This is a genomic window from Micromonospora sp. WMMB482, assembly GCF_019038635.1.
Classification (GTDB): Bacteria; Actinomycetota; Actinomycetes; order Mycobacteriales; family Micromonosporaceae; genus Micromonospora; species Micromonospora marina.
Genome location: NZ_JAHOPD010000020.1, coordinates 4,002,689 through 4,025,450, shown reverse-complemented (window position 1 = coordinate 4,025,450; position 22,762 = coordinate 4,002,689). Strand labels below are relative to the sequence as shown.

16 protein-coding genes are annotated in these 22,762 nt (G+C 74.2%); 5 read left to right on the top strand and 11 right to left on the bottom strand.

The window, feature by feature from the left end:
- Window positions 1–5: 5 nt before the first annotated feature.
- From KSK32_RS20140 to KSK32_RS20125, 4 genes are all read right to left on the bottom strand, one after another.
- Complete coding sequence (locus KSK32_RS20140; RefSeq protein ID WP_216936240.1) at window positions 6–1,469, bottom strand: proton-conducting transporter membrane subunit; 1,464 nt, start codon at window positions 1,467–1,469, stop codon at window positions 6–8.
- The gene (locus KSK32_RS20135) at window positions 1,469–1,813 is read right to left on the bottom strand and encodes a sodium:proton antiporter (RefSeq protein WP_216932597.1); all 345 of its coding nucleotides are present in this window, start codon (window positions 1,811–1,813) and stop codon (window positions 1,469–1,471) included. The genes KSK32_RS20140 and KSK32_RS20135 overlap by 1 nt, the downstream gene beginning before the upstream one ends.
- Entirely contained in the window at window positions 1,810–4,545 is a 2,736-nt protein-coding gene (gene mbhE, locus KSK32_RS20130; RefSeq protein WP_216932596.1) for a hydrogen gas-evolving membrane-bound hydrogenase subunit E, read from the bottom strand. The genes KSK32_RS20135 and mbhE overlap by 4 nt, the downstream gene beginning before the upstream one ends.
- 148 nt (window positions 4,546–4,693) lie before the next feature.
- Window positions 4,694–5,038 carry a hypothetical protein gene (locus tag KSK32_RS20125; protein WP_216932595.1) on the bottom strand — a complete coding sequence of 115 codons (345 nt, stop codon included), beginning with the start codon at window positions 5,036–5,038 and terminating at the stop codon, window positions 4,694–4,696.
- A 173-nt stretch (window positions 5,039–5,211) separates the two neighbouring features.
- Between KSK32_RS20125 and KSK32_RS20120 the strand changes: the two genes are divergently transcribed.
- From KSK32_RS20120 to KSK32_RS20110, 3 genes are read left to right on the top strand one after another with little or no spacing between them, the layout of a single operon-like run.
- Entirely contained in the window at window positions 5,212–9,960 is a 4,749-nt protein-coding gene (locus KSK32_RS20120) for a DEAD/DEAH box helicase (RefSeq protein WP_308163803.1), read from the top strand.
- Between the two features lie 39 nt (window positions 9,961–9,999).
- Window positions 10,000–10,503, top strand: coding sequence for a GNAT family N-acetyltransferase (locus tag KSK32_RS20115; protein ID WP_216932593.1), 504 nt, complete (start codon window positions 10,000–10,002; stop codon window positions 10,501–10,503).
- On the top strand, window positions 10,500–11,288 hold the full coding sequence (locus tag KSK32_RS20110) for an S-adenosyl-l-methionine hydroxide adenosyltransferase family protein (RefSeq protein ID WP_216932592.1): 789 nt from the start codon (window positions 10,500–10,502) through the stop codon (window positions 11,286–11,288). The genes KSK32_RS20115 and KSK32_RS20110 overlap by 4 nt, the downstream gene beginning before the upstream one ends.
- 133 nt (window positions 11,289–11,421) lie before the next feature.
- Here KSK32_RS20110 and KSK32_RS20105 read toward each other — a convergent pair whose 3' ends face one another.
- Window positions 11,422–12,672, bottom strand: a complete 1,251-nt coding sequence (locus tag KSK32_RS20105; RefSeq protein ID WP_216932591.1) for a hypothetical protein — start codon at window positions 12,670–12,672, stop codon at window positions 11,422–11,424.
- Window positions 12,673–12,781: 109 nt separating this feature from the next.
- Here KSK32_RS20105 and KSK32_RS20100 point away from each other — a divergent pair, with 109 nt between their 5' ends.
- The gene (locus KSK32_RS20100) at window positions 12,782–13,603 is read left to right on the top strand and encodes a DNA-formamidopyrimidine glycosylase family protein (RefSeq protein WP_216932590.1); all 822 of its coding nucleotides are present in this window, start codon (window positions 12,782–12,784) and stop codon (window positions 13,601–13,603) included.
- Window positions 13,604–13,642: 39 nt separating this feature from the next.
- Window positions 13,643–17,371: a fibronectin type III domain-containing protein gene (locus KSK32_RS20095; protein ID WP_216932589.1), complete on the top strand. Its 3,729-nt coding sequence runs from the start codon at window positions 13,643–13,645 to the stop codon at window positions 17,369–17,371.
- A gap of 159 nt (window positions 17,372–17,530) precedes the next feature.
- Here the strand turns inward: KSK32_RS20095 and KSK32_RS20090 are convergent, their stop codons facing one another.
- The 6 genes from KSK32_RS20090 to rimO form a co-directional block, all read right to left on the bottom strand.
- Entirely contained in the window at window positions 17,531–18,292 is a 762-nt protein-coding gene (locus KSK32_RS20090; RefSeq protein WP_216932588.1) for a hypothetical protein, read from the bottom strand.
- Window positions 18,293–18,308: 16 nt separating this feature from the next.
- Complete coding sequence (locus tag KSK32_RS20085; protein WP_216932587.1) at window positions 18,309–19,160, bottom strand: PspA/IM30 family protein; 852 nt, start codon at window positions 19,158–19,160, stop codon at window positions 18,309–18,311.
- 127 nt (window positions 19,161–19,287) lie between these two features.
- Window positions 19,288–19,728 carry a helix-turn-helix domain-containing protein gene (locus KSK32_RS20080; protein WP_121684125.1) on the bottom strand — a complete coding sequence of 147 codons (441 nt, stop codon included), beginning with the start codon at window positions 19,726–19,728 and terminating at the stop codon, window positions 19,288–19,290.
- 208 nt (window positions 19,729–19,936) lie between these two features.
- Entirely contained in the window at window positions 19,937–20,494 is a 558-nt protein-coding gene (locus tag KSK32_RS20075; RefSeq protein WP_216936239.1) for a CinA family protein, read from the bottom strand.
- Window positions 20,495–20,574: 80 nt separating this feature from the next.
- Entirely contained in the window at window positions 20,575–21,156 is a 582-nt protein-coding gene (pgsA, locus tag KSK32_RS20070; protein WP_216932586.1) for a CDP-diacylglycerol--glycerol-3-phosphate 3-phosphatidyltransferase, read from the bottom strand.
- 47 nt (window positions 21,157–21,203) lie between these two features.
- Window positions 21,204–22,706, bottom strand: a complete 1,503-nt coding sequence (gene rimO / locus KSK32_RS20065) for a 30S ribosomal protein S12 methylthiotransferase RimO (protein ID WP_216932585.1) — start codon at window positions 22,704–22,706, stop codon at window positions 21,204–21,206.
- Window positions 22,707–22,762 lie beyond the last annotated feature (56 nt).

The window sequence follows — 22,762 nt, the reverse complement described above, 5'->3', positions numbered from 1 at the left end:
CTGATTCACCGTCCGGCCCGCGGGTGCTCCACCGGATCGGTCAGGCCGGTGGCGGCCTCCCCGGAGAGGACCAGCAACTGCTGGGCGGCGAGACCGAGCAGCAGAGTCACCACGGCGAGCGTCAGCGCGGACGCCGTCGCCCAGGTCCGCGCCCTCTCTCCGAGCGCGACCGGCTCCGCCGGGCCCGGCGGCCCCCAGAAGACCGAGCCCCAGATCTTGAGCATCGACGTGAGAGTGAGCAGGCTGACTCCCAGGGCCACCGCCACCGCGAGCCAGGCTCCGCTGTCCACCGCCGCACGGATGAGCAGGAACTTGGCCAGGAACCCGGAGAAGGGCGGCAGGCCGGCAAGCGAGAGCGCAGCCCCCGCGAAGGACATGGCCAGAATCGGGCGCGTCGCAGCCAGACCGCCCAACGACGCCAGCCGGTCCGTGCCGCGATCCGCGTGCACCGCCGCCACACTGAGGAACAGAGCGGCCTTGACCAGGATGTACTGCACCAGATAGAAGATCGCGGCAGTCAGGCTGGCCTCGGTGAAGAGGGCGAGGCCGAGCAGCACGTAACCGATCTGACTGACCATGTGGAACGAGAGGATCCGGCGCATGCTGTGCTCGCCCACCGCCCCCAGGACGCCGACGACCATGGACACCAACGCCACGACGCCGATGATCCACAGGTAGTCCGCCGCGCCGCCGTACAGGACCGCGAACACGCGGATGAGCGCGTACAGCCCCACCTTGGTGAGCAGTCCGGAGAAGAGCGCGACCACCACCGGCGGCGCATCCGAGTAGCTGCGCGGAAGCCAGGCGTGCACCGGCACGACGGCGCTCTTCACCGCCAGCGCCACCAGGACGAGCCCACCCGCCACGGCCGCCGGGGACGATTCCCGGCCGGCACCGACGAGCTCGGCGAGCTGAACGGAGCCCGACACCCCGTACAGGAGACCGACGCCGGTCAGCAGCAGCGTGGAGGCGAGCAGGTTGGTGGCGACGTACACCCGGCTCGCCTTCAGGTCCCGGGCCTCGCCGCGCAGGGCGAGGAGCACGTAGGACGGCACGAGCATGACCTCGATCAGCACGAAGAGGTTGAACAGGTCGACGGTCAGCAGGGCGCCGTTGCCGCCGGCCGCGAGCACCAGGGCCAACGGCACGAAGAACGGGTGACCGTCCTGCCCGGTGGCCGCGGCCGAGGCCAGGCAGACCAGCACCACCAGCGCGGCGGCGCAGAGCATGAGGGCCGTGAACGTGTCGACCGCGAAGCCGATGGCCACCACCGGCGCCCACCCGCCGATCCGCACGGCGAGCACCGAGCCGTCCCGGACCATGACCAGTAGGCACACCGCGGCGACCAGCACGACGCCCGACACCACCAGGCCGGCCACGCGGCGCAACGCTCGACGCCTCGCGAACGCCAGCAACACCGCAGCGGTGGCCAGCGGCGCCACCACCGGTACCACGGCCAGGGATCCGATCACAGCTCGTCCTGCTCGCGTCCGTCGCCCGGCCGGGTCTCCGCCCGGTCGTCGGCCGGGTCTCGGCCGGTCCTGGCCAGCAGCCCCAGCAGGTAGATGGTGATGCCGAAGGTGATCACGATGGCGGTCAGGGCGAACGCCTGAGGCAGCGGGTCGGTGCGTCCCGGTCCGTCACCGGCGAAGGCAGGGGCCCGCCACCGTAGCCCACCGGCGGACAGCAACACCACGTTCACGGCGTGACCGAGCAGGATGAAGCCGATGATGAGCCGGAGTTGTGCCCCCCGGAGAAGCATGAACGTGCCGGCCGCGGCGAGCAGGCCGGCAAGGAGCGCCGCCGCGCTCACGGCTCTGCCCCGGCGGCCCGGCTGTCGACCGTGGACGCACCGAGCCGGCGTACCGCAGACACGGCGAGCGCCAGGACCATGAGGTAGACGCCCAGGTCGAACAGGGTCGCCGAGGAGAGCGACAGTGGTCCGGGCAACGGCAGGGTTGCAGGGCTGAGAAGCGGCCGGCCCGACCCCATCGGCGCCAGGCCGACGACAAGGCTCAGGAGCAGCCCTGACACGAGCAGTGGCCGGGCCCGCAGCCAGCCGAGCGGTGGCGGCACCGACCCGGTGTGGGCGATGTGCCCGAGCCCTACTGCGGTGCCCGCGACCAGGGCTCCGATGAACCCCCCACCCACTTCCTCGTGCCCGCGAGCGAACAGATGCGCCGAGACCACCAGCATCACCGGGCTGAGCACCCGGTAGGCGAAGCGGAAGACCAGATCCCGGCGGGGCGGAGCGGATCCCGCCCGCAAGGCCGGCGGGCCGAGCCGCAGCAGGGCGGCCAGGCCGAGCGCGACGACCGTGAGGACGACCGCCTCACCGAGTGTGTCCAACGCACGGAAATCGACCAGGATCACGTTGACGACATTGTGACCGCCGGTGATCTCCTCGGCCCGCTCCAGGTAGTAGCGCCCGGGCGGGGACGTCTCCCGGCGTCCGGTGAGGGCGGCCGTGGCGGCGGCGGCCACCACGCCGACTCCGACGGCGAGGACGGCGGCACCGGCCGAGCCCCGGAGTCGGGGACGGTGCAGTTCCCTGGGCCGCCGGCGCAGTGCGAGCATCATCACGATGGTCGTCAGCACCTCCACCAGCAACAGGGTCACCGCGACGTCCGGCGCGCCGAGGGTCACGAACCAGGCCGACAGGATCAGCCCGACGACGCCGGTCAGACTGATCGCCGCCAGCACCGAACGTGCGCCGACCAGCCCTGCTGTCACCAGCACGAGCAGCGCGAGCACGACCACGTCACCGAACTGCGTGAGGTTTCCCGTCGATGCCGGCAGGGGTCCGGCCAACGCGAGACCCGCCGCACCGAGCGCGACCACCAGCAGCAGGGGAACTGCCAGGAAGGGCCCGACTCGGCTGGTGCGGGCCGGGGCTGCGACCCACTCGCCGACGCGCAACAGCCACTGGTAACCGCGGTCGAACTGCCACCCGAACGGGCGCGGGGTGGGGGTGCGGAGGAGTCGCCGGTCGACGCGCCGTCGAAGCGCGAAGATCACCGTGCCGAGGACGAAGGTCAGCACCGAGAGCAGCAACGCAACAGTGACACCGTGCCAGAACGCGAGGTCGGCCGGTTCGCCCTGCGGTCGGGCGTTGTTCGCGGCGCGGACGACGAGCGGGCTGATCAGGCCGACCAGGGGCCCTGCCACGGTTGCCGCCACGGCCGCCACGGCCGCGGGTGCCAGAAAGGACCAGGAGGGCTCGTAGAGCGCCCGCTGACGGGACGGGCCGGCGAAGAGACCGTGTACGAGCCGCGCCGCGTAGGCGAAGGTGAGCACGGATGCGAGGACCGCCAGCCCCACGGCGGTCCACGCCGGCCAGGGAATGCCCGGTGCCTTGCCGAACGCCTCGAAGATCGCCTCCTTCCCGACGAACCCGATGGTCGGCGGCAGCCCGGCGAGGGACATGGCCGCCAGTGCGGTGATCATTGTCGTGACCGGCATCTTCCGGCGGAGGCCGGACAACTCGCGAAGGTCGCGGCTGCCCGCCTCGTGGTCGATGATGCCGACGAGCATGAACAGCGTCGCCTTGAACAGTGCGTGGGCGACGGTGTAAAGGATGGCTGCCGCGTCGGATTCCGGGGTTCCCAGCCCGATCACGCCGATCAGCAGCCCGAGCTGGCTCACCGTGGAGTAGGCCAGCATCGCCTTCAGGTCGTACTGACGCAGTGCGAGGAAGGCGCCGAGCACCGCGGTCACGAGACCGACGCCGACGAGGGTCACCCGCCAGGGCCAGTAGCCGCCGAACAGGGCGGAGAAACGCATGGCCAGATAGATTCCCGCCTTGACCATCGTGGCCGCGTGCAGGTAGGCGCTGACCGGGGTGATCGCGATCATGGCGCCGGGGAGCCAGAAGTGGAACGGCATCTGCGCCGACTTTGTGAAGACCCCCACCAGGATCAGCGCCCCGGCCGCCGCGGCGGGCCCGGAGGCCACCCGATCGGGCTCGGCGAGGATGCGCGTGAGATCACTTGTGCCGAGGCTGACCATCAGCACCACGAAGCCGGCGAGCAGGGCGAGGCCGCCACCGGATGTGACCAACAGCGCGTGCGCCGCAGGACGGGTCGCCGAGGGCTGGTTCTGGCCGATGAGGACGAACGACAAGATGGACGTGAGCTCCCAGAAGACGAACAGCACCAGGAGGTCGTTCGCGAGCACCAGGCCCAGCATCGCGGCCGCGAACAGGGTCAGGGTGACGTACAGGGTGGCGTGTCGGCCGGAGGCGCTCAGGTAGCGCGGCGTGTACGTCATGATCAGTGCACCGACCGCGAGGACCAGGAGCGCGAAGACCAGCGCGAGCGCGTCCATCCGGAAGGTGACGGAGATGTCCATGGCCGGCAACCAGCGCCACGAGATCTCCACAGCCTCGTCGCGCAGGATGGTGGGGAGGTGGCTGAGCAGCAGAGCGGCCCCGGCCAGGTAACCGACGGCAAGGAGGTAGCCGACATTACGTCCCAGCGGTCGGATGAGGGCGGGCACCGCCGCGGCCAGCCCGACCTGCCAGGCCAGGGCGAGCAGCAGGATCATGCGGGAGTGCCCGGGCCGTGCCCTGCGCCGAGCCTCGGCACCCGCGGATGCCGAGGACGACAGGGAAGGGACATGATTCCTTGATACAGGACAAAGGCGCCTTAAGGCCGTGAAAGTGGCAGGCGGTCCAGCCCATATCTCGGAGACGTCAGCGCCGGCCCGCCTGGCGCTCGGCCGTCAGGTCGGCACACCCCAGCTGACTCGCCGCCCGGTCGGCCGCTCGCTGCGCCGCAGCGAGGGAGCGGACCGGCAGGCGGGCATCGCGGGTCTCCCGGCGCTGGACGAAGTAGTGCACAGCGGCCCGGACACGCGCCCGGTCGGCGGCGCTGGAACGGGCGGTGGCCAGGATCATCTCACGCAGCCGCCGGGCCAGTTCCTCGGCCAGTTCGAGGTCGGGACCGTGCAGCCCGGCGCGGAGCGCGGTCAGCCGGCTGTCGACCTTTCGGAGGAGCAGGTCGGTGCCGGGCCCGAAGCCTCGTTCCTCGACGGTCATCCAAGCCTCCAGCCCACGCCGCATCGCGAGTGAAGTTACTTTATGTTGCACTGCACAAGCAAGCAGTTAAGTGAGACTTAACGGAAGAAACGCGCATTCCATAATCTGGCACCGTCGCCGGGACAGAACGCTCCGGCGATCGGCCGGATGTCACACCGGCGCGGCAGGATGGGATCGTGGCGGACGAGGTGACCCGGTCAGGCGGGGTGCTCAAGGAGTTCGGCGCGGCGACCCGGGAGTGGTTCACCGCGGCGTTCGCCGCGCCCACCCCGGCCCAGGAGGGCGCCTGGCGCTCGGTGGCCGCCGCTCGCAGTGCCCTCGTCGTCGCGCCGACCGGCTCCGGCAAGACGCTCGCAGCGTTCCTCTGGTCGCTCGACCGGCTCGCCAAGGAGCCGCCGCCGGCCGATCCCCGTCGCCGCTGCCGGGTGCTCTACGTCAGCCCGCTCAAGGCGCTCGCGGTCGACGTGGAACGCAACCTGCGCGCCCCGCTCACCGGCATCCGCCAGGCCGCCTCCCGGCTCGGCCTGGTCCCGCCGGACATCACCGTCGGGATGCGAACCGGCGACACCCCGGCCGACGAGCGCCGGGCGTTCGCCCGCACCCCGCCGGACATCCTCATCACCACGCCCGAGTCTCTGTTCCTGCTGCTCACCTCCGCCGCCCGCGACTCGCTGCGCGGCGTCGACACGGTGATCGTGGACGAGGTGCACGCGGTCGCGGGCACCAAGCGCGGCGCCCACCTGGCGCTGTCCCTGGAACGGCTCGACGCGCTGCTGGAGCGTCCCGCGCAGCGGATCGGGCTGTCCGCCACCGTCCGGCCGATCGACGTGTGCGCCCGCTTCCTCGGCGGCGCGCGCCCGGTCGACGTGGTGCAGCCGCCGGCGGACAAGACCATCGAGGTCAGCGTCCAGGTTCCGGTGGAGGACATGACGCGCCTCGACGAGCAGGAGCCGCCGGAGGACGACCTCGGCGGCCTCGCCCCCCGCCGCCCGTCGATCTGGCCGGCGGTCGAGGAACGCGTGTTCGCGCTGATCCGCGCACACCGGTCCACGATCGTGTTCACCAACTCCCGGCGCAGCGCCGAACGCCTCTGCGCCCGCCTCAACGAGCTGGCCGCCGAGGAAATGGAGGCGGCGTCCGCCCCGGAGGGCAGCCGCGTGGCCCGGGGCGGGGAGCCGGTGCGCGTATCCGATCTGCTGCCCGGCCCCGACGGCCCGCCGGCCGGCGACGGGCTCGACGACGCCGACGGGCTCGGCCCGCTGCGCGGCGGCGAACCGGTCGACGAGGGCCGGGCTCGGCGAGGGGCGCAGGCGTTCGGCGGGCCGGTGGGGCCGGTGCGCGCGCCGCGCCAGCCCGCGGAGGTGATGGCGCAGTCCGGCGCGGCGGCCGGGGCGCCGGCGGTGATCGCCCGGGCACACCACGGCAGCGTGTCCCGCGAGGAGCGCAAGCAGATCGAGGAGGCGCTCAAGTCCGGCCGGTTGCCCGCCGTGGTCGCCACGTCCAGCCTGGAGCTGGGCATCGACATGGGCGCCGTCGACCTGGTGGTGCAGATCGAGGCGCCGCCGAGCGTGGCGGCCGGGCTGCAACGGGTGGGACGGGCCGGGCACCAGGTCGGCGCGGTCTCGCGCGGCGTCGTCTTCCCCAAGCACCGGGGCGACCTGCTCTCCTGCACCGTGGTGGCCGAACGGATGGGTGTCGGGGCGATCGAGGAGCTGCACTACCCGCGCAATCCGCTCGACGTGCTGGCCCAGCAGATCGTCGCGATGGTGGCGCTGGAGCCGTGGCGGCTCGGCGACCTGGCGGTGCTGGTCCGCCGGGCGGCGCCGTTCGCGGAGCTGCCCGACTCGGCGCTGCACGCGGTGCTCGACATGCTCTCCGGGCGCTACCCGTCCACCGCGTTCGCCGAGCTGCGGCCGCGGCTGGTCTGGGACCGCGCCACCGACGTGCTGACCGGCCGGCCCGGCGCGCAGCGGCTCGCCGTGACCAGCGGCGGCACCATCCCCGACCGAGGTTTGTTCGGCGTGTTCCTGGCCGGCGCCGAGCGGGCCGCGCGGGTCGGTGAGCTGGACGAGGAGATGGTCTACGAGTCCCGGGTGGGTGACGTGTTCCTGCTCGGGTCGTCGTCCTGGCGGATCGAGGAGATCACCCCCGACCGGGTGCTCGTCTCCCCCGCGCCCGGCCAGGCGGCCCGGATGCCGTTCTGGAAGGGCGACCAGCTCGGCCGCCCGGTCGAACTGGGCCGGGCGATCGGCGCCCGGGTCCGGGCGCTGCTGCGGCAGTCCGACGCCGACGCGGTCGCGGCGCTGCGCGCGGGCGGACTGGACGACTGGGCCGCCGGCAACCTGATGAACTACCTGCGCGAGCAGAAGGCGGCCACCCGGTCGCTGCCGGACGACCGGACGGTGGTGGTCGAACGGTTCCGCGACGAGCTGGGCGACTGGCGGCTCGCCGTGCACTCGGTGCTCGGCGCGCGCGTCAACGGGCCGTGGGCGCTGGCGATCGGTCGGCGGCTGGCCGAGCGGTACGGCGTGGACGCCCAGGTCATGCCCTCCGACGACGGCATCGTGGTACGCCTGCCGGACACCGCCGAGACCCCGCCCGGCGCCGACGTGGTGGTGTTCGAGCCGGACGAGATCGCCCAGCTCGTCGAGGAGTCCGTCGGCACGTCGGCGCTGTTCGCGTCCCGGTTCCGCGAGTGCGCGGCCCGGTCGCTGCTGCTGCCCCGCCGTGACCCCCGCCGGCGGCAGCCGCTGTGGCAGCAACGCCAGCGCGCCGCGCAACTGCTCGACGTGGCCCGCGAGTACGCCGACTTCCCGGTCACGCTGGAGGCCGCCCGCGAGTGCCTCCAGGACGTCTTCGACCAGCCGGCGCTGGGCGAGCTCATGCGCGACCTGGCCGCACGCAAGGTACGCCTGGTCGAGGTGGAGTCCGAGCGCCCGTCGCCGTTCGCGAGGTCGCTGCTGTTCGGGTACGTCGGCGCGTTCCTCTACGAGGGCGACGCCCCACTGGCCGAGCGGCGGGCCGCCGCGCTGGCGCTCGACTCCGGGCTGCTCGGCGAGCTGCTCGGCCGGGTCGACCTGCGGGAGTTGCTCGACCCGGAGGTGCTCGCCGAGACCGCACGTCAGCTGCGCTGGCGCACCGAGCAGCGGCGGCCCCGCGACCCGGAGGACGTCGTCGAACTGCTGCGCGTGGTCGGTGACCTGAGCAGCGCCGAGCTGGCCGAGCGGGGCGTCCCGGAGTCCTGGACCGACGAGCTGGCGGCGGCCCGGCGGGTGCTGCGGGTCCGCATCGCCGGCGAGGACCGGTGGGTGGTCGTCGAGGACGCCGCCCGGCTGCGCGACGCGCTCGGGGTGGCGCTGCCCGTCGGGGTCGCCGAGGCGTACCTCGCACCGGTGGCCGATCCGCTCGCCGACCTGGTCGCCCGGTACGCCCGCACGCACGGCCCGTTCGCAGCCGCCACCTGCGCGGCCCGGTTCGGACTCGGCGTGTTCGTGGTGGAGCAGGCGCTGCGGCGGCTCGCTTCGGGCGGCCGGGTGGTCTCGGGCGAGTTCGCTCCGGACAGTGTGGGCACCCAGTGGTGCGACGCCGAGGTGCTGCGCCTGCTGCGCCGCCGCTCGCTGGCGGCCCTGCGCCGCGAGATCGAGCCGGTGCCGCCGCGCGCGCTCGCCGCGTTCCTGCCCCGCTGGCAGCAGGTCGGCTCGTCGGCCCGGGGCGTCGAGGCGGTCGCCGCCACCGTCGAGCAGTTGCAGGGCGTGAGCGTGCCGGCGTCCGCGCTGGAACGGCTGGTGCTGCCCGCCCGGGTCGCCGACTACTCCCCCGCCCAGCTCGACGAGCTGTGCGCCAGTGGCGAGGTGGTGTGGGCCGGCGCGGGCGCGATCTCCGGCGGCGACGGGTGGGTGACACTCGCGTACGCCGACGTCGCGCCGCTGCTGCTCCCGCCGCCGGACGAGGCGCTGACGCTGACCCCGCTGCACGAGTCAGTGCTCGACGCGCTCGCCGACGGGCAGGCGCTGTTCTTCCGCTTGCTGTCCGACCGGGTCGGCGCCACCGACGACGCCGGCCTGTCGGGCGCGGTGTGGGATCTGGTCTGGGCCGGTCACCTCACCAACGACACGCTCGCCCCGCTGCGGGCCGCGCTCGGCGCGGGCGGGGCGCACCGGTCCCGGCCCTCGGCGCCGCGCACCCGCTACCGCCGGCCGGGCCGGGTGGCGCTGCCCAGCCGGGGCGGTCCGCCCACCATGGCCGGTCGGTGGTCCCGGCTGCCCGAACGCGACCTCGACCCCACCCGCCGGGCCGCCGCCCTGGCCGATCTGCTGCTGGAGCGGCACGGCGTGGTGACCCGGGGCGCGGTCGTGGCCGAGCAGGTCACCGGTGGCTTCGCCGGGGTCTACCCGGTGCTGTCCGCGATGGAGGAACGCGGGGCGGCCCGGCGCGGCTACTTCGTCGAAGGGCTCGGCGCGGCGCAGTTCGCGGTGCCCGGCGCGGTGGACCGCATCCGCGCGCTCGCCGACGACACGCAGGGCGGGGGCGGGCCGACGGTCGTGCTCGCGGCCACCGACCCGGCGAACCCGTACGGCGCGGCGCTGCCCTGGCCGGAACGCGTGGTCGACTCCGGCGACGGCGCGGCACCGGCCACCGGCCACCGGGCCGGGCGCAAGGCGGGTGCGCTGGTCGTGCTCGTCGGCGGTGACCTGGTGCTCTACGTGGAACGGGGCGGCCGGACGATCCTCTCCTTCACCGACGACACCGACACGCTCGGCGCCGCCGGCAAGGCGCTCGCCGACGCGGTGCACTCGGGTGCGCTCGGCGCGATCTCGGTGGAGCGCGCCGACGGCGAGGCCGTGCACGCTTCCCCGCTGCGCGACGCGCTGACCGCCGCCGGTTTCCGCGCCACCCCGCGCGGCCTGCGCCTGCGCGGCTGACCGACCGGAGTTCCGGGAGCGGGAACGTAGGGTGTGCCGGTGGCCTCGATTCGGGTACGACAGGCGCGCGACGGGGACCGCGACGCGCTGACGGCGTTGCACGAGCGGGAGTGGGGCGGGCCGATCGTGGTGGTCCACGACACCCGCTACGACCTGCGGGACCTGCCCGCACTGGTGGCGGTCGACGACGACGGCGCGTTCGCCGGGGCGCTGGTGTACCGGGTCGACGCCGACGGGCTGGAAGTGGTGAGCCTGGCCGCGTCGGCATCCGGCAACGGCGCGGGCACCGCCCTGCTGACTGCCGCCGACGAGGTGGCCGTCGCTGCCGGGGCGGACCGGATCTGGCTGGTCACCACCAACGACAACCTGGGCGCGCTGCGCTTCTACCAGCGCCGGGGACTGCGGATCGTCGCGGTGGACGCGGGCGCGGCGGACCGGGCCCGCGCGGTCAAGCCGACGATCCCGCACGTCGGCGCGGACGGGATCCCGCTGCACGACGAGCTGCGCCTGGCGCGGCACCTGACCGGGGCGGGCAACCGGTGAGCGGCAACCCTCGGTGTGTCTCACTGACCACCGACTACGGCCTGGCCGACGGGTTCGTGGCGGCGTGCCACGGGGTGCTGGCCCGGCTCGCCCCGGCTGTCCGGGTGATCGATGTGACGCACCTGATCCCACCGGCCGACGTGCGCCGGGGCGCGGCGGTGCTCGCGCAGACAGTGCCGTACCTGCCGTGGGGCGTGCACGTCGCGGTGGTCGATCCGGGTGTCGGCACCGCGCGGCGCGGGATCGCGCTCGCCGCGTCCGGCGGGCTGCTGGTCGGGCCGGACAACGGGCTTCTGGTCCCGGCCGCGGAGGCGCTCGGCGGGGTGACCGACGCGGTGGAGCTGACCAACCCGGACTGGCTCGGCCCGGTCGTGTCCCGCACGTTCCACGGGCGGGACGTGTTCGCGCCGGTGGCCGCCCGGCTGGCGCTCGGCGCGCCGCTGGCCGGGGCCGGACCGCCCGTCGACCCGGGCGCGCTGGTCCGGCTGCCGGAACCGGTGGTGCGTGCCGAGCCCGGCGGCCTCAGCGCCGAGGTGCTGACCGTCGACCACTTCGGCAACGTCCAGCTCGCCGCGCCGGGCGCGCTGCTCGACGGCCTGCCGTCCCGGGTGCTGGTGAACGGCCACGAGGCGGTGCACGGCCGCACGTTCGGCGACGCCGAACCCGGCACCCTGGTGGTCTACGTCGACTCGGCCGCCCAGGTCGCCATAGCGGTGAACACCGGCCGAGCCGCCGACACCCTCCGAGCCACCCCAGGCAAGGTCATAACCATCACCCGCCCCTGACCCCTCCCCCTCCCCCTCCCCCTCCCTCCCGCGATCTTGCACTTGGTGCCCCGGCACAACGGGCGAATGCCGCCGAGGCAGGGCCGAAACTGCAAGATCGCGGAGGAGGGACGAGAGAGGGAGGACGGTGCCGTCAGCAGCGCGGGACCGTGCCGCCGTAGATCGAGGACAGGTACGCGTGGCTGACGTAGTTGCCGCCGACCAGGCGGTACCACCTCGTCGTGGTGCGGTACGTACCGGCGATCCGTTGCCCGGTCACGTAGCACTGCACCGGCACGTGGGCGTACGTGGCGGCCAGGCCCCGGCTCGCGTACGAGGTGCTCGCCCCGGCGCGCAGGTTCAGCGGCCCGGAGCCGACCACGGCCCGCGCCCCGCCACCGGTCCACAGCAGCGTCACGTCCACCCACGCGTTGTCGGTGAGCCGCAGCCCGTCCCAGAACGTCCCGTCGGCCAGGTCCAGCCCGGCCGGGTTGCGCACGGTACGGCCGAACTGGTCGCGCCCGCCGTTGTAGCCGTTCTGGTACGCCGCCTGCGCCTCCGGCAACCCGCGCGGCAGGTCCTTCCAGTTCTCCCGGACCGACGCCGGGTTCCACCAGTCGTCCCGGGTGTTCCACGGGCCGACGTCCCACACCGGGGCGTACTCGCAGCGGCTGCCGTTCGTCGTGCAGACCTTGACCGTGTAGTCGCCGGTGCCGCGCGGGGACAGGCCGCGCCGGGTGGGCAGCGCCGCGAAGTGGTCCCGGGTACGCACCGTGTGCCCGTTGGCGGTGGTGCCGCCGACCAGGCCGATCCGGGTCGCGTACACCCGGTACTTGAGCGCGGCGGCCGGCTGGACCGCTGTGGTGGCGACCCGGTCGGCGGCCAGGGTCAGGCCGGTGACGGTGGCCTCCGACGCGGCGTCGCTGGTGGTGAGCACGACGCGGGCCTGGACCCGGGTGACCGGTGCGTCGAAGACCGCCTCGGTGGCGTCGCGCCACTCGGTCCAGCCGCGGGCCCGCCAGCCGCGTACCTGGGCCACCGCCGTACCTCCGTCGCCGGTGCGGGCGGCGAACTGTGCGCGTACCCGGGTCGCGGGCCGGTCCAGGGTGCGCGGCGCGGAGATCAGGATGCCCTCGGCGACCGGTCCGCCGACGGCGGCCGGGCGGGTGCGCGCGGTGGGCCGGGGGTCGGCGAGCCGCAGGCGGCCGGACCGCCAGGCGACGTTGACGTCGTCGCCGTCGGCGACGGCGAGGTCGACGGACCAGCGTTCGGGGCCGGGCGCGGCGGCGCGGGACGGTAGGGCGGCTGGCGGGGGCGCGGCCGGCGCGGGTGTGCCGGGCAGTCCGGCGGCCACGGTGAGCAGGGCGGTCAGGGCGACGACGGTACGACGTCGTGAATGGGCCATCAGCATTCTCCTCAGAACCCCCTGATCGTGTCGTTTCCGCAGATCAAGTGGAACCTCAGTACAAATAGCGACACATGCGAATTCCGCTCGGACGGGGGACAATGGCCGGGTGCCCGAAGGCGACACCGTCTGGAACACCGCGCGCGTCCTGCAACGCGCGCTCGCCGGGGCCCGGCTCACCGGGTCCGACTTCCGCGTGCCGCAGCTCGCCGCCACCGACCTGACCGGCTGGACCGTGCGTGAGTCGGCCAGCCGGGGCAAGCACCTGCTGCTGCGCCTGACCCGCACCGACGCCGCTCCCTGGACGCTGCACTCGCACCTGCGGATGGACGGTGCCTGGCGGGCGTACGCCCCGGGTGAGCGCTGGAGCGGACGGCCGGCACACCTGATCCGTGCGGTGCTGCGCTCCCCCGCCGCGGTCGCTGTCGGCTATCACCTGCACGAGCTGGCGCTGGTGCCGACCGCCGAGGAGGAGTCGCTCGTCGGCCACCTCGGTCCGGACCTGCTCGGCCCGGACTGGGACGCCGGCGAGGCGGTCCGCCGGCTGGCGGCCGACCCTGAGCGCACCATCGGCGAGGCGCTGCTCGACCAGCGCAACCTGGCCGGGGTGGGCAACCTCTACAAGTGCGAGGTGCTGTTCCTGCGCGGCCTGTCGCCGTGGACGCCGGTGGGCGCGGTGCCGGACCTGCCCGGCACCGTCACGCTGGCCCAGCGGCTGCTGGCGGCCAACCGGGGCCGCTGGACGCAGAGCACCACGGGGGTGCTGCACCGGGGCGGGACCAGCTACGTCTACGGCCGCCGGGCCCAGCCGTGCCGCCGCTGCGGGACCGCCATCCGCAAGGAGGAGCTGGGCGAACGGGTCACGTACTGGTGCCCGGCATGCCAACCCGGCGTGGAACTTCCACGAAACGCCCAAGATCGGCCGAGATAGGGACGATTGGGTACTTCCGCCTCACCCCTGTGACGTCGCATGCTGCGGTGGACCGCTCACGGATCGTCAGTAGCGCGTACGCCCGCCACGCCGGGGTGTCGGCCGGCGCGCCCCGACCCGGGGAGAGCCATGGTGCTGTTCCGCCGCAGCCGGCCCGGACGCCCGGACCGCGCCGCCATCGCCGCCATCGCCGCCGAGGAAGCCGCGCCTGCCGGTTCCGTCGCAGCCGCCGTTCCGGCCGCCCGGGACGGCGGCGACGAGCACAGCCCGGCGCCGGCGAGCCTGGACCCGGCCGCCGTCCCGCGCCTGTTCGGCCCGGTGCCGAACACCGCCGCCAGCCCGCTGCCCACACTCGACCCGGACGGCCACCCGGTACCCGGCACCGGCATCCGTAAGTTCGTCGACCCGCTGCCGCTACCAGGGCAACCCGCCACCGCCGGGGTCGGCGCGCGCCTGCCCGTCGCCGTCCCCGACACCATCACCTGGCCGGGCTGCGACTACTACGAGATCGGCCTCCAGGAGTACGCGCAACGCCTGCACCGCGACCTGCCGGCCACCCGGCTGCGCGGCTACCGCCAGCTCAACCTGGGCACCGACGCGTCCGGGCACAACACGGTCAGCCCGCCCGGCCGCCCCTGGCACCTCGGCCCGATGATCGTGGCCCGGCGGGGCCGCCCGGTGCGGATCAAGTTCATCAACCAGCTCCCCACCGGACGGGCCGGCGAGCTGTTCCTGCCGGTCGACGAGACTGTCGACGGCGCCGGAACCGGGCCGCTGGACGGTCCCGCGCCGTACCCGCAGAACCGGGCCGTGCCGCACCTGTCCGGCGCGCAGACCGGGTGGATCAGCGCCGGCAACCCGTGGCAGTGGGTGACCCCGGCCGGTGAGATCACCCCGTACCCGGTCGGTGTGGGCGTGACGCCGGTGCCGGACATGCCGCCGCCCGGAGCGGGGGCCACCACGCTGTACTTCCCGAACGACCAGAGCGGCCGGCTCATGTGGCTGCACGACAACACGCTCGGCCTGTCCCGGCTCACCGTCTACTCCGGGCAGATCGCGCTCTACCTGCTCACCGACCCGGCCGAGGAACGGCTCGTCGACGACGGCGTGCTGCCCGCCGACCAGCTCCCGCTGGTGATCGAGGACAAGACGTTCGTCCCCGACGACACGCAGCTCGCCGCCCAGGACCCCACCTGGGACCGGGACCGCTGGGGCGCGAAGGGCAGCCTGTGGCACCCGCACGTCTACCAGCCGCGGCAGAACCCGTACCGGCTCACCGGCACCAACCCGACCGGGCGCTGGGACTACGGGCCGTGGACCCACGACCCGGACGGCGGCCACAGCCCGTGGGTCGCGCCGGTGCCGAACCCCCACCACGACCCCGACACCGACCCCGACGAGCCGCCGCTGGTACCGGGCGTGCCGCACCCGTCGGCGGTGCCCGACGCGTACGGCGACACCCCGCTGGTGAACGGCGTGGCCTACCCGTACCTGGAGGTCGCGCCGCGGGCGTACCGGTTCCGGATCCTCAACGCCTGCGCGGACCGCGCGCTCAACCTCCAGCTCTACCGGGCCGCCTCCGACGCGCCGATGTGGTCCGAGGACGGCAGCCCGTCCGACCCGGACGCCGGTGAGGTGCCGATGGTCGAGGCGGTACGCGCGCCGGGACGACCCGCGTACTGGCCGGTGGACGGACGCGACGGCGGGGTGCCCGACCCGGCCGCCGCCGGACCCGAGATGATCCAGATCGGCAACGAGGGCGGCCTGCTCCCCGCCCCGGTGGTGCTGACCAACCGGCCGGTGGACTACCGGTACGACAGGCTGGACCCGACGGTGCTCAACGTGGACGGGCACGCGCTGCTGCTCGCCCCCGGCGAACGGGCCGACGTGGTGGTGGACTTGTCCACTGTGCCGCCGGGCAGCACGCTCATCCTCTACAACGACTGCCCCGCGCCGCTGCCCCGGTTCGACACGCGCTACGACCACCACACCGGCGCGCCGGACCGGACCGGCGCCGGGGGCCTGCCGCCGACCCGCCCGGGGTACGGCCCGAACACCCGTACCCTGCTCCAGATCCGGGTCACCGGCACCCCGGCCGAACCGTACGACACGCGGCGGCTCGCCGACCGGCTACCAGGGGCGTACGCGCGCAGCCAGCCGCCGCCGATCGTGCCGCAACCCGCGTACGACGCCGCGATCGGCACCTCCACCCCGCGCCCCACCCTCATCCCCGCGCGGGCCGTCTCCGTCACGTTCACCCCGGCCGGCGCGACCGCCCCGGTCACGCTGCCGCTGGCCGTGAAGTCGGTCGGGCAGGTGTTCGAGGCCCGGCACGGCCGCGCGGTGGGACGGCTCGGCGTCGGCCACCCGGTCGGCGGGCCGCTCGCCCCGGCCACCCTGCCGCTGGGGCCGGCCGACCCGGCCACCGAGGTGCTGCACGCCACCGACCCGGCTGTGGCGGTCGGCGCGCCCGGCGACGGCACGCAGCTCTGGCGGATCGTCGGCGACGCCCCGCGTACCCACCCGGTCCACATCGAGGGCTGCGACGTGCAACTGGTCAACCGGGTCGGCTGGGACGGCACGGTCCGCCCGCCGGACCCGGGCGAGCTGGGCTGGAAGGACACGGTCCGGGTCAACCCCCGGGAGGACGTGGTGGTGGCGCTGCGTCCCGTCCCGCCCGCCCTGCCGTTCAAGATCGGCGACAGCGTCCGGCTGCTCGACCCGGCCCGTCCGGCCGGCGCACGGCTGGACGCCGGTCCGGTCTGTCCGGTCGACGGCCGCCCTGCCGTCGTGGTCAACCAGCTTGTCAACCTCGGCTGGGAGTACCGCTGGCAGACCCGCTCGGCCGGACTGCGCGACCAGGGCATGAGCCGTCCGCTGGTGCTGCGCGTGGCGCCCAGGGCGCCGACCGGGCTCACCGCCACCCCGGCGCCGGGCAGCGCCACCGCGCTCCCCGCCATCGCGCTGACCTGGACCGGCAACGGCAGCCGTCCCGTACCGACCAGCCACCGGCTGCAACGCGCCACCGACAGTGCCTTCACCAACGGGCTGACCGAGATCACTGTGGCCGCGACCGCCACCCGGTACACCGACGCCACTGTCACTCCCGGCGTCACCTACCACTACCGGATCCGGGCCGAGAACGCGGTGAGCTGCTCGTCCTGGTCCAACGCCGTACCGGCGGCGGTGCACCTGGCCGCGCCGGACCGGCTCACCGCGGTGCTGCCGCCGACCGCGCCGCTGCGGGTGGCGCTGCGCTGGGCCAACCATTCCTTCGCCACCGGGGTGGACGTGCAGCGCGCCACGAACCCGACGTTCACCAGCGGTCCGGGCACCACTGCCATCGCCGTGGGCGAGGTCCACGTGGACCCGGCCGTCACGCCGGACACCACGTACTACTACCGGGTGCGCACGACGTACCTGGGGGCCGCCTCCCCCTGGTCGACGGTGGCCACCGTGACCACCCCGGCCCGGCCGGTCGCGCCCACCGAGGTGAGCGTCACCGCGAGCGTGTCCGGGCCGGACACCGCCACCGTGACGGTGAGCTGGTCGGCGCCGACGCCGGCCGGGCCGGGTGCCGGGTTCATCGTGCAGCGCGCCACCGACGCCGCCTTCACCCGGGAACCGGTGACGTTCCACGTAACGGGCCGCGGCTTCACGAATACCGGCCTGGCCCGCGGCGCCACCTACCACTACCGGGTACGAGCCACAAACGTCGTAGGCACCTCCCCCTGGACCCCCCCAACCCGCACCACAACCCCCACCTGACCCCTCCACCCCCGCGCCCTCCCCCTTTCCCTCCCTCCCCGTTGATCATGAAGTTAGCGGCAGTTTCGGAGATCAACATCCCCGCCAACCTCATGATCGCTCCGGCCAGGTCGGCGCCGCCCTCTCCCCGCCGACGGGGTGAGGCGGGACGGGGGACCGTCAGGGGGCGCGGAGGGGGGTGCGGAGTTCGGCCAGGGCGGAGGCTACGCCGTGCAGCAGGTCGGTGGCCTCGGTCAGGCGCGCGGCGGCCGGGTGCTCGGTGTTCGGGCGGGCGTCCTCGGCCACGTAACCGGCGGCGGCCACCACCAGCCGCTCGTAGGCGGCCACCCCGTCCTCCAACTGGGCCACGAGCGTGGCGTGCACCTCGTTCAGCGGGCTCTGCGGGGTCAGCCTCGCCGCGCGCTCCACGCCCGCGAGCCGGGTCGCCAGCTCGCGCAGGGACCGGTCCGCTTCGGCCGCCTCCCGGACCGCCGGCTCGGCCAGCCCGGTCAGCCGCCCGGCCAGCCCGGCCAGGGTGAGCGCGGCCCGGTCCAGCCGGGCCCACGGCTCGGCCGCGGCGGTGCCGCGTAGCGCGAGGCGGGAGCGGACCCGGCGTACCTCGGCCACGACGCCCGGGCCGACTGGCAGCCGCTCGACGGCGGCGACCAGCCGGGCGCGGGAGCGGGCGGCGGCCTCGGCCGGGTCCAGGGCGGGCGGGGGCGGAACGGCGGCCAGCGCGCGGTGGTCGACCCAGCGCCAGGCGGCCACCGCGATCGCGCTGCCCGCGGCGCCGGCCCAGGCCGCGTCCGCCAGGCCCAGTCCGGCGTACGGGGTCAGCACCGCGGCGGCACCGCCGAGCCCTCCGGCCAGCACGCTCCACCGTCGCGCCGAGTTACGGAGCCTGCGCAGCCTGCGGAAGTGCCGGGCCCGTTCGTCCGCCATCGTGTCCGCCCCTCCGTCAGCCGGTCGTGGTCTCCCCGGTGCCGCGTTCCCGGCTCATGCTGGCCCGGATCTCGTCGAGCCGGGCGGCGGCGGCCGGGTCGGCCGGCTGCCCCACGGCGGGGGTCTCGGACCGGCTGCCGAGCTGCTCGCCGGCCATGCTCGACCGGATCTGCTCCAGTCTCGCCGAACCGGCCGAGTCGAGAGTGGCCTTCTGGACCTCCAGCATCCGGCCCTCGACCGAGTTGCCGGCCAGTTCGGCCCGGCCCATGGCGGTGGCGTAGCGGCGTTCGATCCGGTCACGGACCTCGTCCAGCGAGGGGGTGTTGGCGGGCGCGGTGAGCGACGACATCGACTCCAGCGAGCGGGCCACGCTCTCCTGCATCTTGGCCTGCTCCAGCTGGCTGAGCAGCTTGGTGCGCTCGGCCAGCTTCTGCTGGAGGATCATCGAGTTGTTCTCGACCGCCTTACGGGCCTGCGCGGCCGCTCCGAGCGCCTGGTCGTGCAGCGTCTTGAGGTCTTCCAGTGCCTGCTCGGCGGAGACCAGCTGGGTGGCCAGCATCTGGGCGGTCTGCTCGTAGCGACCGGCCTCGACCTCGTCGCCCTTGCCACGGGCCTGGTCGGCCACTGCGAGCGCCTGCCGCGCGTTGCCCTGGAGCTGTTCCACCTCGGTCATCTGCCGGGACAGCTTCATCTCCAGCTGGCGCTGGTTGCCGATCACCGCCGCCGCCTGCTGGACCAGCGCCTGGTGCTGGCGCTGCGCCTCCTCGACGGCCTGCTGGATCTGCACCTTCGGATCGGCGTGCTCGTCGATCTTGGCGCCGAAGAGCGCCATCAGGTACTTCCAACCCTTGACGAACGGGTTAGCCATCTCCGCCTCGTCCCCTCAGTAGCGTCGCGTCTACATCGTCCCAGCCGGACGCCACTCCGGCACCCGTACGCTCCTGATCAACAGTACGACGCGGACGCCAGCGTTGCCCATGACGCGACGGGCCGGGTCAGGCGGCGCAGACCACATCCCGCTCGGCGGGGCGTACGCGGGTGCTGCGCAGCGTGGCCTTGAGCGGCGAGTCCTGCCGGACCTGGACGGCGACGCCGCCGTCGGAGGTGACCTGCCGGACACCCCTGTTCGTCGCCTTGCGCACGGCGGCCGGGGCCACCGGGGCCGGCTCGTCGGCCACCGGCACCAGCACGCCGGGCATCTGCTCGGCCAGGGCGACCGTGTCGCTCACCTCGCGCAGCAGCTCGGACAGGCGGGCGCCGAGCGCGTCGCAGATCGCGGCCAGCAGCTCGCTGGAGGGTTCCTTCTGGCCGCGTTCGATCTCGGAGAGGTAGCCGAGGCTGACGTTGGCGGCGGAGGAGACCTCGCGGAGGGTGCGGTGCTGCCCCTGCCTGCGTGCTCGCAGCGCGTCACCGATCACCCGGCGTAGCAGGACCATCGCACCTCCCCCTGAGCGGGACCACCATCCCCGGCCGTCCGCGTCGCGCCGGACGCGGCGGACCGCTCCGGCGCCGACGGCGACCGCCGGAGCCTTCCCGCAACCGTACCCGTTGGTCGCCACGACGACATCCCACCCCGCCTCGGAAATCCGGGCGGATCGGCCGGTCCGGCGGTCCCGCCGCCGGGCGTGTCGGCGGGACGCCGGCTCACCGGTGGCCGGCGCCCGCCGCCTCGGCGGCGTCGGCGTCCTCGGGAAGCCGGATGCGGTCGGCGAGCAGGCGCAGCGCCTCGATCACCGCGGCCGAGCGGATGTGGTCGCGACCGCCGTCGAGGTCGAGCCGGCGCACCTGTGTGCCGTCCGGCCCGGCGACCGCCACGTAGACCAGGCCGACCGGCTTGTCGCCCTGCGGCTCCGGCCCGGCCACACCGGTGGTGGCCAGGCCCCAGTCCGCGCCGCACCGCTGCCGTCCGCCCTCGGCCAGCGCCGCCGCCACGTCCGGGTCGACCGGGCCGCGGTCGGCCAGCAGATCCTCCGGTACTCCGGCCAGCGTCGCCTTGAGTTCGGTGGCGTAGACCACCATGCCGCCCCGGTAGATCGAACTGACCCCGGCGATCTCCACGATCGCGGCGGCGAGCAGGCCGCCGGTCAGCGACTCGACGGTGGCCAGCGTCTCGCCGCACTCGTGCAGCCGGTGCACCACGGCAGCCGCCGGGCTGCCGGCGGGCCGGTGGTCTCTCGCGTCGGTGTCCATGCCCGCCCCCATTTCCCGCACCGCGCCGGCTTACGCGTCGGCCGACCGCATCGCCGGACCCGCCGACCGGATCGCCGGACCCGCCGACCGGCTCAACGGGCCGGACGGCGCAGCCGCAACGCCTGGGCGATGTAGTCGAACCCGGTGACCACGGTGACCACGACGGCCGCTCCCATGATCCACGGCCCGATCGCGGCGAGCGCCTCCGGCATCGGCCAGAGGTACCAGGTGATGGCCAGGATCTGCAGCGCCGTCTTGACCTTGCCGCCCCGGCTGGCCGCGATCACGCCGTGCCGGATCACCCAGAAGCGAAGCGCGGTGATGCCCAACTCGCGGGCCAGGATCACCACAGTCACCCACCAGGGCAGCCGGTCGTAGAAGGAGAGCAGCACCAGGGCGGCGCCGGTGAGCGCCTTGTCGGCGATCGGGTCGGCGACCTTGCCCAGCGAGGTGACGAGTTCGTACCGGCGGGCGATCCAGCCGTCGACCAGGTCGGTCGCGGAGGCCACCACGAAGATCACGCAGGCGGCCGTACGCCAGCCCGCGTGGCTCATGCCGGAGGCGACCACGGTGGCCACGAAGACCGGCACCAGCACCAGGCGGGCGGCGGTGAGCAGGTTCGCCGCGTTGAGCAGCGGTACGGGGGCAGCCGCCGTCGACTCAGCTCCCGTCATGTCCCGCATCGCCCCACGTGGCTTCCCCGCTCCATCAGGGCCCGCCGTCACCGTACCGCGCCGGGCGCCGCCGAGATCATCTCATCCGGCACGGCGATCAGGTCCACGCCCTCGGTCGCGGTGACCGTGGCCCGGACCAGGTCGCCGGGGCGCAGCGCGGCCAGATCCACGCCGCCGCCGACGGGCGCGACGAGCGTGGTCGAGCCGTCGACCTCGGGCGCCTGGTGGGCGGCCCGCCCCTCCACCACACCGTCGGCGGTCGAGTCCACGAGCACCTCCACCGTCGCGCCGAGGCGCTCCTCGGCGCGCTGCGAGCAGAGTTCGTCGGCCAGCGCGCTGAGCTTGTCGTACCGCCGCTTCACAGTGGCGGCGGAGACCTTGCCGGTCAGCCCCGCGGCCTCGGTGCCGTCCTCGTCGCTGTAGTCGAACATGCCGATCGCGTCCAGCCGGGCCTCGGTGAGGAACCGGACCAGCTCGGCCACGTCCTGCTTCGTCTCGCCGGGGAAGCCGACGATGAAGTTGCTGCGCGCGCCGGCGTCCGGCGCCAGCGCGCGGGCCGACGCCAGCAGCTCCAGGAACCGGTCGGTGGAGCCGAAGCGCCGCATCCGGCGCAGCACCGGCTCGCTGGAGTGCTGGAACGACAGGTCGAAGTACGCGGCGACACCCGGCGTGGTGGCGATCACCTCGACCAGGCCGGGCCGGGTCTCGGCGGGCTGGAGGTAGCTGGCCCGCACCCGCACGATCCCGTCGATCGCGGCGAGCTGCGGCAGCAGCTTCTCCAGCGCGCGGGGGTCGCCCAGGTCCTTGCCGTACGAGGTGGAGTTCTCGCTGACCAGCACCAGCTCGCGGACGCCGGTCTTGGCCAGCCACTCGGCCTCGGCGAGCAGCTCGTCCGGGGTACGCGAGACGAACGCGCCGCGGAACGCCGGGATGGCGCAGAAGGCGCAGCGCCGGTCACAGCCACTGGCGAGCTTCAGCGAGGCCACCGGGCCGGTGTCGAGCCGGTGCCGGAGCACCTGCCGCAGGTGCGCCGGGGTGTGCGCGTCGGTCTCCGGGGCGACCCGGGCCGGGGTGCCGTGCCCGGGTAGCGACACCGCCGCGTCGCGGCGCTGCACCGGGGTCAGCGGCAGCAGCTCCCGCCGGTCGCGGGGGGTGTGCGCACCGATCGCCTCGCCCGCCAGCACCGAGTCGAGCCGGGAGGCGATGTCCGGGTAGTCGTCGAAGCTGAGCACCGCCTGCGCCTCGGGGAGACTGTCGGCAAGCTCACGGCCGTACCGCTCCGCCATGCATCCGGCGGCGACCACCTTGGCCCCGGTGTCGGCCGCGGCCAGCAGCGTCTGGATCGAGTCCTGCTTGGCCTTCTCGACGAACCCGCAGGTGTTCACCACCACCACGTCGGCACCCTCACCGTCGGTGGTGACCTGCCATCCGTCGGCGTGCAGCCGGGCGGCCAGCTCCTCCGAGTCGACCTCGTTGCGGGCGCAGCCGAGGGTCAGCAGGGCGACGCGGCGCCCGTCGGATCGCGGGGTGGAGGAGGAGGCAGACACCATCCGAGGGTACAGGTGCAAGGAAGGGCCCCTTGTTAACGCCTGCGGTAGAGAAGGGT